Raw genomic sequence first — 13,620 nt, forward strand, 5'->3', positions numbered from 1 at the left:
CACCGCCGGGAAGGCTGGGTCGGCGATGCTGCGCACCCTGTGGGGCGACGAGGGGCGGTTCAAGGACGCCTACTGGTCATGCCGACCACCCTGCACGCCCGTTCTAGACCGCCGCTAAAGATTTTGGAGAGCGTTATGCCCACCGCAGATGGACGCAAGATGCTTCGGCTTGAAGTCCGCAACGCCGAGACTCCGGTCGAGAAGAAGCCGGAGTGGATCAGGACGAGGGTGAAGATGGGTCCTGAGTACAACGAGCTGATGAAGCTCGTGAAGGGCGAGGGCCTACACACGGTGTGCCAGGAGGCCGGTTGCCCCAACATCTTCGAGTGCTGGGAGGACCGTGAGGCCACGTTCCTCATCGGCGGAGAGCAGTGCACCCGCAGGTGCGACTTCTGCCAGATCGACACCGGCAAGCCCGATCCGATCGATCGCGACGAGCCACGCCGCGTGGCCGAGTCCGTCCAGAAGATGGAGCTGCGCTACGCGACCATCACCGGTGTCGCCCGTGATGACGTGCCCGACGGCGGTGCGTGGCTGTATGCCGAGACGGTCCGCAAGATCCATGAGCTCAACCCGAACACGGGCGTCGAGAACCTGATCCCGGACTTCAACGGCATCCCCGAGCTGCTGACGCAGGTATTCGAATCGCGCCCGGAGGTGCTGGCGCACAACGTGGAGACCGTGCCGCGCATCTTCAAGCGCATCCGTCCGGCGTTCCGCTACGAGCGGTCGCTGGATGTCATCACGCAGGCCCGCGACTTCGGCCTGGTGACCAAGTCGAACCTCATCTTGGGCATGGGAGAGACCCGCGAAGAGGTCTCCCAGGCACTGCTGGATTTGCGCGGGGCTGGCTGCGACCTGATCACGATCACGCAGTACCTGCGTCCGTCGGTGCGGCACCACCCCGTCGAGCGGTGGGTCAAGCCGGAGGAGTTCGTCGAGCTCAAGACCGAGGCCGAGGAGATCGGCTTTGCCGGCGTCATGTCCGGACCGTTGGTGCGCTCGTCGTACCGCGCCGGATCGCTCTACCAGCAGGCCATCGGCATGCGGCAGAACAGAGAACTGTGATCTGTCGCTGTGGTCGGTGCGTTACTTCTTCCCGGAGACAGGATCGCGCGTGTCTTCGAAGAAGTCGGTCATCGTTCGGTTGACAACCCGGGCGGCTTCCACATGCGGCGAATGGCCGACGCCGTCGAAGAGGGTCACTGCGATGGGGTCGTGAAGCACCGACGTTGCGGGGGACTCGATGACTCGATCGTCAGTACCCCACATGATCATGGTGCGGATCCCGCTGCGTTGGAGAGCGTCGGCACCGACCACGACGTGGTCACCGAGCGCGAGAACGTGTGTCGCGAGGAGTTCCAGCGCCGACTGGCTATCAGCTCTCAGCTTGTTCGACAGCACTTGCTGGGCAAACTCCACCGTGACGAGAGCACGGTTTGCGAAGAGCATTTCCAAGACCACGCGCATCTCATCGGTTGTCTCGGCCTGGACGAAACCCTCCACATATCGGCCATCGGCAGCCTGACCGAACCCGACGGGCGCAATAAGTGCCAGCGACGAGCATCGCTCGGGTCTACGCAATGCCAGACTCGCTGCCACCAGGCCACCCAACGAATGGCCCACGAGGTGGGACGTGCGAACGTGGCGCGCCTCGAGAACTTCTTCAACCGTATCTACCAAGACCGATGGTGCGCCGGTGCCTACCGCCTTCGTGGAATCACCGTGCCCGGGCAGGTCGAGTGCAAGGACTCGGTACCGACGTGCGAGTGCGCTCACGTTGAAACGCCAATTCTCAGCATCGCCCCCGAAGCCGTGAATCAACACCACGTCCTCTGAGTCGGGGGAGCCCTGTTCAAGAGTGCGAATAGGACCCAGGGAGGTGTCAGTGAATTGCACCCTCAGCTTCGACTCTTCCGTGCTCACTTGATTAGCCTCGATTCGCGAAAATATTCGCACCATGTGATCTGAGTTGGCGGTGTCGAGTGTCAATGCAAGCCATTTCCAAAAGCAACGGAAGGTGGGAATGGCATTGACACTGAAGAATGATCGCGGCCGACGCTATCTGAGCGCCTCGGTGGAGCGGCAGTGCGCTCGTCTCCAACACGTCGCGCGATCGTCATCGTGGACAACAAGTCACTGCTGAAGGCTATGTGGCTAGGTTTGGTGGCTCGACGAGCCCGCATGACGACAGACAAGCGGCGGTAACTGGCGCCTACGCACAACGGGCGCTTAAACAGAGGAGTGTTGTGTCTAACTACGCTGTTCGCGATCCTAAAACTGGCGAATTGGTCAGGACCTATCCAACGGCAGATGACGCATCGATTGCTTCAGCCATCGATGCTGCGTCGTCGGCCTTGAAGCCGTGGGCCGCCTCGGCTGTTTCCGATCGCGCTGCGATTCTTCACCGCATCGGCGACTTGCATCTCGACCGTGCCGCAGATCTTGCGCATATCGTGACCCGCGAGATGGGTAAACCCGTCGACGACGCTCGCGGCGAGATTGAATTCGCCGGTTCGATATACAAGTACTACGCGGATAACGCAGAGACCTTCATGACTGACACGCCGCTCGTGGTCCTGGAAGGCGGCGGGTCAGCAGTGCTGCGTCGGACCGCGTTGGGACCGCTCCTCGGAATCATGCCGTGGAACTATCCGTATTATCAGGTTGCTCGTTTTGTGGCACCCAACTTCCTGGTGGGAAACACACTTCTTCTCAAGCACGCCTCACAGTGCCCGCAGACGGCAGAGGCAATCGACGCCATCCTCGTGGAGGCAGGCGTCCCGCGCGGCGTCTATGGCAATCTCTACGCATCACGCGAGCAGGTGGGCGACATCATCGCGGACCCGCGCGTGCAGGGCGTGTCGTTGACGGGCTCGGAGGAGGCGGGTGCCTCAGTGGCCGAGCTAGCCGGTCGGCACCTCAAGAAAGTGGTCCTCGAGCTGGGGGGCTCTGACCCGTTCGTCGTCCTCAGCACGAACGACATGGCCAAGACTGTCGCGGCGGCGGTTGGTGCTCGGTTGGAGAACACAGGCCAGGCGTGCAATGGAGCCAAGCGGTTCATCATCATCGACGAGCTCTTTGACGAGTTCGTGCAGCAGTTCACCGACGCTCTGGGCGCGTCATGGTCCGGTGCACCGATGTCATCACTTGGTGCTGCTGAGTCACTGCAGGATCAGGTGGATCGTGCCGTCACGCAAGGAGCAATCTTCAGTACGAAGGGGGTGCGGGATGGATGCTTCTTCCCGCCAGGTGTCCTGACTGGAGTCTCACCGGACCACGACATCTATTACCAGGAACTTTTCGGCCCAGTTGCGATGGTTTTGCCGGCTACCGACGAAGAGCATGCCGTCGCACTGGCCAATGACACGCAGTATGGCCTGGGATCCTACGTGTTCACGACCGACCCGGCGCAGGCCTCACGAGTCAGCGACGCGATCGAGGCAGGGATGGTCTTCATCAACGGGATCGGGCTGGAAGGAGCCGAGCTCCCATTCGGAGGTGTGAAGAGGTCGGGCTTTGGTCGCGAGCTCGGATCACTGGGGCTAGACGAGTTCGCCAACCGCAAACTCATCCGTACGAGCTCGGAGTAGGAGGCTCTCGTGACTGCGATCGAACGGCTCCTCGAACTGGAGGACGCCTTCACTCATGAGGACTGGGTCACGCGGGTGCGTGGACTCTGTGCTTCGGACCTGGAGTTCATCGACGTCGGTCCAGGCGTGCGCACCGACATCGACGGGTTCATCGAGGTGGAGCAGACGATGATGCGAGCCTGGTCGAACGTGCGTACGCGTCAACTCGTGCTGCTGGGAGATGACACCAGCGCTTGTATCGAACTGGAGATCACGGCTACGCACAGTGGTCCGCTCATGTGGCACGGCCTTCCATTCGCTGCAACTGGGCGAGATGTGAGCATGCATTTTGCACGCTGCATCTCGGTCTCGGACAGCTCGATCACGAGTATCCGCGACTACTTCAACGATGTCTCCTTCATGCGTCAACACGACATCCCAGTCCAGATCGCCGACGTTGGTCCCATTGTCATCTGAATTGGACAGATCGAGGTCCGACGCTCGATCCCCCGACATCTGACACAACACAATCCGGCACTGAGTCGGAAGATACGCAGGGCTGGAGCGCGAGATCGGCTCCGCCCACGACCAGCAACGATGGTCACACGGGAAGAGGGCAGTCGATTGGCCATGGCAACTTGCAAGCGAATTGCAGTGATCGGCGCAGGTGCCGCAGGACTGGCGAGCCTGCGCGAGCTTCGGCGTGCGGGACACAACGCGATCGCCTTTGAACGTACGGATGTGCCGGGCGGTCATTGGAACACTGACTACGACGCTTTGCACCTCATCACTCCGAAGTCCGTCTCAACGTTTCGAGACCACCCGCAACCATTGACGTACCCGAACTATGCGAGCAGAGAGCAGGTCGTGCATTACTTGCACGACTTCGCGAGTAGCGAAGGACTGTTGCCGCACATCCGGTTCGGTGTCGAGGTTCTGGACGTCGCACCTCGTGCCGGAGTCGGACTCGACGGGTGGGAAATCCAGCTCGACGACGGTGAGATGGAGCATTTCGACGCTGTCGTGGTCGCGAATGGACACCTTCACCATCCGTATGTGCCGGATCTCCCGGGCGAATTCGCCGGGAGGGTACTTCACTCATCCGACTACAGGAATGTCGGCGACGTCGACGGCGAGCGTGTTCTGGTGATCGGCGCTGGCAATTCTGGATGTGACCTGGCTGTCGATGCGGCACAGGCTCGCCGTGAAGTCGACATCTCAGTTCGGCACGGGTTCATCTTCATGCCCAAATCTTTGTTCGGCATGCCGAGGCTCGAGCTGCCGATCAATAAGTTGCCCCCTCGGCTCTATGCGCGAATCCTTCGCTTGCTGATACGAGTCAGCGTCGGGCGCCCAGAGCAGTATGGTCTGCCGGAGCCGCTCTCGCGCGACTTCACGAAGCAGCGCGCCATTGTCAACGACTTGCTCCCGTATTGGATCACGCATGGACGTATCCGCGTCCGGCCGGGAATCCAGTCGATTGATGGCTGTGAGGTGACGTTCAACGATGGAACATCCTCGACATTCGACACCATCTTGTTGGCGACGGGATTTCGATACAGCGCGCCTTTCCTCGCCGCGGGTCTGCTCCCTCGAGAAAATGACATGCCGCGGCGATGGGCGTCAGGGGTTCTTCCTCACGGGCTCGCGAATCTTTACTTTGTGGGGTTGATTGCCCCGATGGGCGCGCAATGGCCGATCTACGAGATGCAAGCTCAGCAGATTGATCAAATGCTGAGGGTGCAGTCTGAACTCGAGGAGCCATTGGTCATGCACTTCCAGCGTAGAGATGAAGGCTTCGGTGGATTGGAACTTCAGCGGCGGGACTTCGCGAGACTCTACGTCAATACGCAGCGGATTCTCGATGCTCTCGAGAGATAGCGTTTTGAGGCGCTGTACCTGTCACGCCACTAGGTCCCGGCGAGGTTGCCCACCTGGCCGGCACAGTCGCGAGTTCAGGCGATTCACGAATTTTTCAAGTTTAATGAGCGACTGATGGGAGGGCGTGGTGAAGCGATGATCGCACTTTCAGCTTCCAGGGCCTTAGCTTTTCGCGAGTTGTCTGAGAAGAACTCAGAAGTCTTCGAACCGCAGGTTTCGAGACGTGATGAGTCTGACGAGGCTGAGCCGGACGACAACGAGATTCCAACGGAGTGAGACGGATGTCGGCTCTCGGACCATGGTCGCGTAGGTCGCAGTCCAGTAGTAACGCGACGAACCGCATCCTGCACGGAGGTTGTGTCCCAAGGGTGGGGGGTGCTGCTGAACGCTGACGGAGCTACACGAACACAGGCGATCCTGGGCCGAAGTGCGCACCCCCGGCGCACCCCCAGGGCGAAATCACCGGCTCCGTAGCCACAAATGCAACTGAAATGACAGGCAAAAACTCAGTCCTGAGACACTTGTAATGAGGATGTCGCTGGTTCGAATCCTGTCGGAGGCTCTGGGAGTCGTCACATTCTTTGCTTGGCGCCTGGCCAGTAGCCTCGTCAAATGACTCCGGACGTCCTGCTTGTCGGCTGCGGCGCGCTTGGTGCCGACGTGGGCAGACGACTCGCCGCGCGGGGCCACGCCGTCCTCGCGCTTCGACGCCGCGCTGACCAGGTCCCGCAACCGTTGCAGGGTCTGTCGGTGGACCTCACCAGGGCCCGCCCGGACCTCCCCCCGCTCGACCTGGCGTACCTGGTCGTGGCGTTGACGGCCAGGCCGCGTACTGAGGAGAACTACCGCGGCACCTACGTCGACGGCATGAGCCGCGCCCTCGACGCACTGGCCGCAACCGGCCAGGTGCCACGACGCGCCGTTCTCGTGTCGTCGACCGGAGTCTTCGGCGACCTGGACCCGGCCGTACTGGCCGACGAGTCCACGCCTCCCCGCCCTGCCGACGGGCCTGCCCGGATGCTGCTCCAGGCCGAACAGGTCTTTTCCGACCGCGTGCCACATGGCACGGTTCTGCGCCTTTCAGGGCTCTACGGCCATCGCAGCACGCGACTCGTCGACCAAGTGCGGGCAGGAACGGTGACCGACCCGAACCGGTGGACCAACCGCATCCACCGCGACGACGCAGCCGCCGCCGTCGTCCATCTGCTCACGCGGGACACACCTCCAGAGGCTCTCTATGTCGGCACCGATGACGAGCCCGCACTTCTCGGCGATGTTGCCACGCACCTGGCTGCACAGCTGGGCGCGCCCAGCCCTCACGCTGCGGACGCGCACCTCGGGCACGGCAAGCGGTTCAGCAACGCGCGACTGCGCGCAAGCGGCTGGGCACCGGACTTCCCGACGTACCGCGAGGGCTATGCCGGTTTGTCGGCAGAGTCGTCCCAGTGAGTCTGCGGGTGCTTTCCCTCAACTACTTTCGGAGGTGCTGAACCGCTGTCGGTATGACGACGGTGTGGTGCGGTAGGCGCCGTTGAATCGTTGGCGGAAGGTGACCGCGCTGCCGAACCCACACGCTCGGGCGACGCGCTCCACCGACAGGTCCGTGCGCTCCAACAGCCGCCGTGACTCGTCGAGCCGGCGACTCATGATCCAACGACCAGGACTGGTGCCGGTGGCCTCGATGAATCGTCTGGTGAAGTTCCGTCGGCTCATCCCGGCGTGCGCCGACAGGGTCACGATGTCCAGCGGTTGGTCCAGATGTGCCAGGGCCCAGTGGATCGTCGTACCGAGCTGACCGACGTCGCCAGCGTCGGGCACAGGCCGGCTGACGTACTGCGCCTGGCCACCGTCGCGGTGCGGTGCAACGACGAGCTCGCGTGCGACCGTCGACGCAGCATCCGCCCCGAGGATCGTACGGACGATGTGCAGGCAGGCGTCGATCGACGAAGCCGTTCCGGCGGAGGTGAGGATGTCGCCATGGTCGACGTAGATCGCGTCAGCGTTGACCGTGACCGACGGGCGGCGCGTCGCGAGGGCTGCCGCCGCACCCCAGTGGGTGACCGCCCCGCGACCGTCGAGGAGTCCGGTGTCCACGATGGGGAACGCGCCGAGACAGAGACCTGCGAGCGGCACACCGTTGTGATGGGCGCATTGCATGAGCTCGAGGAGATCGTCTCCGGCGGGCCGCAAGTCGTCGTGCCACGAAGGGAAGACCAGCAAGTCGGCGTCCAGCACGTCGGCCGGCCCAGCGAGGTCGTCAAGGACGACACCGTCCATCGTGGTGACCCGGCGATCCTCGCTCCACAGGCAGGTCTGCCACCCGTCAGCCAGCCCGAGCCGGTTCACCTCCCCGAAGACCAGTGAAGGAGCGGCGAGGTGAAACAAGCTGATGCCGTCGAAGGCGTGGATCGCGATCTTCACATCTTGGCCCAATCTCATCGAAAGTCGGCATTCGTGCCACTCACGATTGTCGCACCAAACGGCGGAGGATGGCAGAGCCCGGTTCCCGTTGCAGCAACAAGGAGAAGAACATGACCGCACCTCGCAGAGCCCTGATCGTGGTGGACGTCCAGCAGGAGTACTTCGACGGCATCCTTCAGATCCAGTACCCGCCGCGAGACGAGACGCTCGCGAACGTGGTTCGCGCCCTCGATGCTGCCGTGGAGAACGACATCCCGGTGGTCGTCGTCCAGCACGAGCTGCCCGAAGATGCTCCGGTGTTCGCGGTCGGCTCGCCGAGCTGGACGCTTCACCCGGAGATCGAGCGCCGCCTGCAGCCCGGCTGGAAGCGCGTGTCGAAGGTCAACAGCAGCGTGTTCGCCGGAACCGACGTCGCCGCCTGGCTGGCTGACCAGCAGGTCGACACGATCACGATCGTCGGCTACATGACCAACAACTGCGACATCGCAACAGCGGTGTACGCGGAAGAGTTGGGCCTTGCGGCCGAGATCCTGTCCGATGCCAGCGGCGCCATCCACCTCTCCAACGACGCGGGAAGTGTGACGGCCGAGCAGCTCCACCAGACCTTGATGGTGCTGCTCCACTCCAACTTCGCCGCAGTGGCCACCACCGATGAGTGGATCAAGGCGACGCAGGATGGAAACGAGCTGCCCAAGAGCGATCTCGGCACCTCGGCGACGCAGGGCCGCGCGTACCTCGTTGGCTGAGTGCTTGCGTGCGTTACGCCGGCACCTTGGTGCGGGCGTGGAGTGCGCCGAGGACGGTCACCACGAGGGTGATGGATGCAGCGAGGAGCAGGCCACCGCCCAGGTGCCACTTGAGCAGGCCGGCGCCGGCGAATGCGCCCGCAAGGATCAAGACGACTGCAGCGACTCTGCGGGAGCTGTTGCCCCGCTTGCCGCTGCCGAGCACGGAGTCGGCTGCGAGGCCCGTGATGGTTGACGTGACGACGACCGTGGTGACGTCCTTGACCGCGATGAACCGCGCCGTGGCGGCCTGTATGCCCATCGCCGCGCCCAGGGCAGTCGTGATGCCGATCGCGACGGGGTGCTGCAACTCTTCGTCGGTCGCCAGCAGCAGCGTCGCGACCGCGAGCATCAGGGCCGTGACCAAGGAGAAGAGAAGCGTCGTCCGATGGGTCCATCCGGGACCGGCGGGCTTGAGCACGCGACCGCCGAGCGCCGCACCGGCCATGAAGCCGGCCAGAGCCAGCAATGGTCCCAGCACTGGAAGTCCGCTTCCGCCGACGAGCGCCATGCCCAGGATGACGACGTTGCCGGTCATGTTCCCGGTGAAGACCCGGTCCAGCCCGAGGTAGCCGACGGCGTCGATCACGCCGGTCGAGAAGGTCAGCGCCAGCATCAGCCCGAGGTGCAACCGGTCAGTGTGCAGGGCAGCGAGGCGTCGGATCACGTTCGTCCGCCGCGGAACGTTCCGTCCGATCGGGGGTCGCTCGCGCCGACCTTGCCGAGCGGACCCTGCCGGACGAGCTGTGCGTGGCCCGCGCCATCGTCGTGCGCCTCGAGCTCCGAGATGACGAAACCGCCGTCGCGGAGCGCGTCCGTGACCATCGCAGGGACGCCCTGCTCGGCCTTGACGGCTCGTTGCGCTCGTGCGCCCTCCTCCATCGGACCGAGGATCCAGCGCGCTCGGTCGATGGCGACCTCCGGCGAGTCCCCGCTGGCGAGGCGCAACGCGAGCTGGGTATGAATCTGTGCCTGCGCTCGTCCGCCCATGGTGCCGTGGGCACCAGTCAGGACACCGTCGTCGCGGGTCAGGACCGGCATCAGTGTGTGTGGCGGCCGGCGGCCGTCGGCAATGGCTGCTGGGTGGTCCGACGACGTCGAGAACGAGGCGCCGCGATTGTGGAGGATGATCCCCGTCTCCGGGTCGAGGATGCCTGATCCGAATGCGTGGAAGAGGCTCTGGATGAGTGAGACCCACATTCCTGTGCCGTCGGCCGTCACGACCGCCACGGTGTCTCCTGTCGGGGGCGGGTTCTGCTGTCCAGGTAGAGGTACGGCTTGAAGGTCGGTGATCTGGCGTGCGCGTTCGCTCAACAGGCGCTGGACGTCCAAGGGCGACGAGTCGGGGTCGGCGAGCAGCCGGTCCCGATCCCCGGCCGCAGCCTGGAGGACCGTGGCGACCAGAAGGGCATCGGGGCCATCGAGATCGATGGCCTTCGCGGACGATGCGCGAACCATCTCGAGCGCCGCGATGGACTCCAGGAAGAAGGCGCCCTGCGACGGTGGCGGCGCCGTGAGGTACTCCGTCCCGTCGTAGATCGCGGAGATCGGTGACGCGACATCGCTGTGGTGCTGCGCGAAGTCGTCGACTGACATCTTCGAGCCCAGGTGCTGGAGAGTCTCGACGATGTTGCGCGCGATGTCCCCTTCGTAGAACGCCTGGTGTCCCAGATCGGCAACGGCTCGCAGGCTGGCAGCCAGGTTCGGCTGCACGAGCAGCTCACCCGCTGTCAGCAACGAACCCTCAGGTGCGAACACCGCACGCAGTCCAGGATCGGCGAGGATCCTGTGCTTCTCTCGCTGGAGATCTCGAGCCAGTCCGGCCGCGACTGGTACGCCTTCGGCGGCGAACTGTGCGGCTGCCGAGAGGTCGGCGGCGAGACCTCGCGAGCCCCAGCGATCAGCCATGGTCTGCCAGGCGTCGATGGCGCCGGGAACTGTCACGGTATGAGGACCGTCGATCGGCATGGCCGAGAAGCCCGCGAGGTCGTCTGGTTTGAGGGCGGCGGGCGTACGACCGATCCCGTTGATGACATGGACGCTGCCGTCGGGCAGGCCGACCATCGCGATGCAGTCACCGCCGATGGAGCACTGATGGGGGTAGACGACCGTCAGCACACTCGCCGCAGCGAGGGCGGCGTCGACGGCGTTTCCGCCTCGCTCGAAGGCGTCCTCCGCTGCCTTGGTCGCGCTGTCGTGGGGCGTGGCGGCGCCCCACGAGGACGAAGTGGTCATCAGAGCTTGCCGCCTGTCGGGAACTGCTGATCGCCACCGGCGATCACGATGAGGATGTCGTTGATGTGCCTGCTCATCTCGAGCGAGGCTGCTTCCGGGTCGCGTTGCTGGATGGCCTGGAGGATGAGGCGGTGTGCCGCCAGTGACGTGCGGATACGGTGCTCGGTCTCGAGCGAGGTGCGCCTCGAGGGCGCCATCCACTCGTTGGTCACCCTCAACAGCTTTTCCAGCATCGGGTTCATGGTCATTCGTCCGAGGGTCAGGTGGAATGCAACATCCAGCTCGACGTAGCGCTGGGGATCGACGCCTCGCGCGATCTCCGAGGTCGCCTGATCGACGAGGTCGGACAGCTGGGCGATCTGATCGTCGCTGGCCCTGATGGCCGCGCGCTCGGCGATCGGAGGTTCCACGACACCGCGAAGGTCCATCACCTCCCGGAGGACCCGGGCGGTCGAGTCGATGTCGCCCAGAAGAGACGCAGACATCTCGGGCCGCTGCGTCTCGACCACGACAGTGCCGCGTCCACGCCTGCGGTCGATGAGTCCTCGCAGCTCGAGCTCCCTCAGTGCTTCGCGAACCGTCGCGCGAGAGACGCCCAGGGCTGTCGACAGCTCGCGCTCACCAGGGATCCGCTCGCCGGCCGAGAGCGTTCCTTCCGAGATCATCCGACTGATGCGTGCCGAGATCGTGGTTGGCGCCGACCGTTGCTCTTGAGCAAGACGAGCCCAGTCGATCATATTTGCTCCTCATTGGTCTGACCTGATGAGAATGTATTCCGCAGGTCCCGAAGACTCATACTGCTGAATTGGTGGAGACCTGTCAACCAGTATGCGCTTTTACGCGTAACAAGACCGTAACAAGACGAATTTCGTAGAAAACCGTTGACTCGTCAGTTGGCGGACCACTAGCGTGACACTGGTCAGACCATCTGCGACTTACTCGGTGTCGCGTCCCCGGAAGGATCATCATGAAGCTCAGCGGAACGCAACCACTCCTGAGGCGCTCGATCGGCGTCATCGCGATCTCGGCCGCAGGCACGCTCCTCGCCGCGTGTGGCGGAGGATCGACCGGGTCTGAGGGCGGGACCGGCTCAGGCGGCCTTCCGTCCAGCGCCTTGATCAGCGGCGGGACGTTGACCTACTGCTCGGACATCAGTGCGCCGCCGCTCACGTACTTCGACAAGGGCCAGAAGGCCGTCGGGACGGAGATCGAGCTGGGCGACGCGATCGCCAAGAAGCTCAAGCTCACGTCGAAGTGGAACAACGTCGCGTTCGCCGGCATCATCCCGGCCCTGCAAGGCCGGCAGTGCGACGCCATCCTCTCCCAGCTCTACATCAAGCCGGAGCGGGAGAAGATCGTCGACTTCGTGCCCTACATGTATGCCGGCAACACCGTCCTCGTGGGGTCGGGCAACCCCAAGAACGTCTCGGGGATCGACGATCTCTGTGGCCGCAAGGTGGCAGCCCAGACCGGAACGACGATCGTCGACATCCTGGCCGGCGAGTCCAAGAAGTGTGAGGCCGCCGGCAAGCCCAAGATGGCCGTGTCCAAGTTCGGACGCGACAGCGAGGCGCAACAGCAGCTGAAGCTCGGACTCGTGGACGCCTATGGCACCACCGTCGAGATCGCCGGCTACGCCATCAAGCAGCAGCCGGGTGTCTTCGAGACGGTCGGCGAGCCGTTCGGCAAGATCACGACGGGCATCGCGACCGTCAAGGCCAACAAGGCGTTGCACGACGCGCTCGCCAAGGCGCTCGCCGAGGTCAGGGCCGACGGCACGTACGACGAGATCCTCAAGAAGTGGGAACTGACGGACGATGCCCTGCCTGCAAGCTAGGACGGCAGGGTCAACTCCACTCCTCAAGAATTGACACGACACATGCACACGTTGCTCCAAGCCGCGCAGGATCAACCGGTCTTCGACTGGGGCTTCTTCGCCGACGCTGTCTTTCACCCCTCGGGCCCGTTCCTGACCGGGCTGTGGCGCACGATCTACATCTCGGTGCTGGCCCAGACCCTGGGAGTGATCGGCGGTCTGGCGATCGCCCTGATGCGTCGAAGTCGGTTCGGGCCCTTGCGGTGGATCGCCGCGGGGTATGTGTGGATGATCCGCGGCACGCCGCTGCTGGTCCAGCTCGTGATCGTCTACAACGGCCTGGCGGCGACCGGCATCTACCGGTTCAGTGATGTCAGCCTGGGTTCGCTCACGATCCTTGGCGTCATCCAGGCCGCGATACTGACCCTCGCGATCAACGAGGCTGCATACATGTCCGAGATCATCCGAGCGTCCCTCGATGCGGTGGATGACGGGCAGACCGAGGCGGCGAAGGCCTTGGGCATGTCGCCGGCAGTGGCCATGAGAACCGTCATCCTGCCGCAGGCGACCAGGATCGTGATCCCACCGCTGGGCAACGAGTTCAACCTCATGATGAAGTCGACCTCGCTGCTCAGCGTGATCGGGGTGCAGGAGATGTTCCTGACCGCACAGTCGATCAACTCGGCGACCTTCAAGACCTTCGAGATCTTCATGGCCGCCGCCGTGTACTACCTCTTGCTCACCACGATCTGGTCCTTCGTCCAATCTGCGCTGGAACGCCGGTTCGGGGACCCGGCAGCGCCGGGAACGCGATCGGGGTTCCGTGAGCGGTTCTTCGGAGGGTCCGATCGGCCCATCATCAAGCCGGCGGTGCACTGATGCGCGCTGAAGACAGGGAACAGGGACAGAC

General features: G+C 63.7%; 13 protein-coding genes. 8 read left to right on the forward strand and 5 right to left on the reverse strand.

Going from position 1 to position 13,620, the window contains the following annotated elements; genetic code table 11:
* Window positions 1-135 precede the first annotated feature (135 nt).
* The gene (lipA, locus tag AC1DVU_RS16135; RefSeq protein WP_476923477.1) at window positions 136-1,068 is read left to right on the forward strand and encodes a lipoyl synthase; all 933 of its coding nucleotides are present in this window, start codon (window positions 136-138) and stop codon (window positions 1,066-1,068) included.
* A gap of 21 nt (window positions 1,069-1,089) precedes the next feature.
* Here the strand turns inward: lipA and AC1DVU_RS16140 are convergent, their stop codons facing one another.
* Entirely contained in the window at window positions 1,090-1,926 is an 837-nt protein-coding gene (locus AC1DVU_RS16140; RefSeq protein WP_476923478.1) for an alpha/beta fold hydrolase, read from the reverse strand.
* Between the two features lie 323 nt (window positions 1,927-2,249).
* Between AC1DVU_RS16140 and AC1DVU_RS16145 the strand changes: the two genes are divergently transcribed.
* From AC1DVU_RS16145 to AC1DVU_RS16160, 4 genes are all read left to right on the forward strand, one after another.
* On the forward strand, window positions 2,250-3,593 hold the full coding sequence (locus tag AC1DVU_RS16145; protein WP_476923479.1) for an NAD-dependent succinate-semialdehyde dehydrogenase: 1,344 nt from the start codon (window positions 2,250-2,252) through the stop codon (window positions 3,591-3,593).
* Window positions 3,594-3,602: 9 nt separating this feature from the next.
* The gene (locus AC1DVU_RS16150) at window positions 3,603-4,049 is read left to right on the forward strand and encodes an ester cyclase (protein WP_476923480.1); all 447 of its coding nucleotides are present in this window, start codon (window positions 3,603-3,605) and stop codon (window positions 4,047-4,049) included.
* Between the two features lie 153 nt (window positions 4,050-4,202).
* The gene (locus AC1DVU_RS16155) at window positions 4,203-5,453 is read left to right on the forward strand and encodes a flavin-containing monooxygenase (protein ID WP_476923481.1); all 1,251 of its coding nucleotides are present in this window, start codon (window positions 4,203-4,205) and stop codon (window positions 5,451-5,453) included.
* Window positions 5,454-6,065: 612 nt separating this feature from the next.
* Window positions 6,066-6,902 (forward strand): NAD-dependent epimerase/dehydratase family protein, encoded by an 837-nt coding sequence (locus AC1DVU_RS16160; RefSeq protein ID WP_476923482.1) that lies wholly within the window; start codon window positions 6,066-6,068, stop codon window positions 6,900-6,902.
* Between the two features lie 18 nt (window positions 6,903-6,920).
* On the opposite strand, the gene AC1DVU_RS16165 is transcribed toward AC1DVU_RS16160, so the two are convergent.
* The gene (locus tag AC1DVU_RS16165; protein WP_476923483.1) at window positions 6,921-7,874 is read right to left on the reverse strand and encodes a GlxA family transcriptional regulator; all 954 of its coding nucleotides are present in this window, start codon (window positions 7,872-7,874) and stop codon (window positions 6,921-6,923) included.
* A 110-nt stretch (window positions 7,875-7,984) separates the two neighbouring features.
* Here AC1DVU_RS16165 and AC1DVU_RS16170 point away from each other — a divergent pair, with 110 nt between their 5' ends.
* On the forward strand, window positions 7,985-8,620 hold the full coding sequence (locus tag AC1DVU_RS16170) for an isochorismatase family protein (protein WP_476923484.1): 636 nt from the start codon (window positions 7,985-7,987) through the stop codon (window positions 8,618-8,620).
* A 13-nt stretch (window positions 8,621-8,633) separates the two neighbouring features.
* Here AC1DVU_RS16170 and AC1DVU_RS16175 read toward each other — a convergent pair whose 3' ends face one another.
* The 3 genes from AC1DVU_RS16175 to AC1DVU_RS16185 are packed head-to-tail and all read right to left on the reverse strand — an operon-like array spanning window position 8,634 to window position 11,631.
* Window positions 8,634-9,326 carry a YoaK family protein gene (locus AC1DVU_RS16175; RefSeq protein WP_476923485.1) on the reverse strand — a complete coding sequence of 231 codons (693 nt, stop codon included), beginning with the start codon at window positions 9,324-9,326 and terminating at the stop codon, window positions 8,634-8,636.
* Complete coding sequence (locus AC1DVU_RS16180) at window positions 9,323-10,894, reverse strand: gamma-glutamyltransferase family protein (protein ID WP_476923486.1); 1,572 nt, start codon at window positions 10,892-10,894, stop codon at window positions 9,323-9,325. Before AC1DVU_RS16180 ends, AC1DVU_RS16175 begins: the two co-directional genes overlap by 4 nt.
* Complete coding sequence (locus AC1DVU_RS16185; RefSeq protein ID WP_476923487.1) at window positions 10,894-11,631, reverse strand: FadR/GntR family transcriptional regulator; 738 nt, start codon at window positions 11,629-11,631, stop codon at window positions 10,894-10,896. The genes AC1DVU_RS16180 and AC1DVU_RS16185 overlap by 1 nt, the downstream gene beginning before the upstream one ends.
* 230 nt (window positions 11,632-11,861) lie before the next feature.
* Between AC1DVU_RS16185 and AC1DVU_RS16190 the strand changes: the two genes are divergently transcribed.
* Both AC1DVU_RS16190 and AC1DVU_RS16195 read left to right on the forward strand, forming a co-directional pair.
* The gene (locus AC1DVU_RS16190) at window positions 11,862-12,731 is read left to right on the forward strand and encodes an ABC transporter substrate-binding protein (RefSeq protein ID WP_476923488.1); all 870 of its coding nucleotides are present in this window, start codon (window positions 11,862-11,864) and stop codon (window positions 12,729-12,731) included.
* 42 nt (window positions 12,732-12,773) lie between these two features.
* On the forward strand, window positions 12,774-13,589 hold the full coding sequence (locus AC1DVU_RS16195; RefSeq protein ID WP_476923489.1) for an amino acid ABC transporter permease: 816 nt from the start codon (window positions 12,774-12,776) through the stop codon (window positions 13,587-13,589).
* The last annotated feature ends 31 nt before the right edge of the window (window positions 13,590-13,620 follow it).

The organism is Aeromicrobium sp. P2_G6, assembly GCF_056403535.1.

Bases quoted from the DNA above. Each gene is read 5' to 3' on its own strand.
- AC1DVU_RS16180 (WP_476923486.1), bottom strand. From the start codon at position 10,894: ATGACCACTTCGTCCTCGTGGGGCGCCGCCACGCCCCACGACAGCGCG.
- lipA (WP_476923477.1), top strand. From the start codon at position 136: ATGCCCACCGCAGATGGACGCAAGATGCTTCGGCTTGAAGTCCGCAAC.
- AC1DVU_RS16190 (WP_476923488.1), top strand. From the start codon at position 11,862: ATGAAGCTCAGCGGAACGCAACCACTCCTGAGGCGCTCGATCGGCGTC.
- AC1DVU_RS16155 (WP_476923481.1), top strand. From the start codon at position 4,203: ATGGCAACTTGCAAGCGAATTGCAGTGATCGGCGCAGGTGCCGCAGGA.
- AC1DVU_RS16185 (WP_476923487.1), bottom strand. From the start codon at position 11,631: ATGATCGACTGGGCTCGTCTTGCTCAAGAGCAACGGTCGGCGCCAACC.
- AC1DVU_RS16195 (WP_476923489.1), top strand. From the start codon at position 12,774: ATGCACACGTTGCTCCAAGCCGCGCAGGATCAACCGGTCTTCGACTGG.
- AC1DVU_RS16160 (WP_476923482.1), top strand. From the start codon at position 6,066: ATGACTCCGGACGTCCTGCTTGTCGGCTGCGGCGCGCTTGGTGCCGAC.
- AC1DVU_RS16170 (WP_476923484.1), top strand. From the start codon at position 7,985: ATGACCGCACCTCGCAGAGCCCTGATCGTGGTGGACGTCCAGCAGGAG.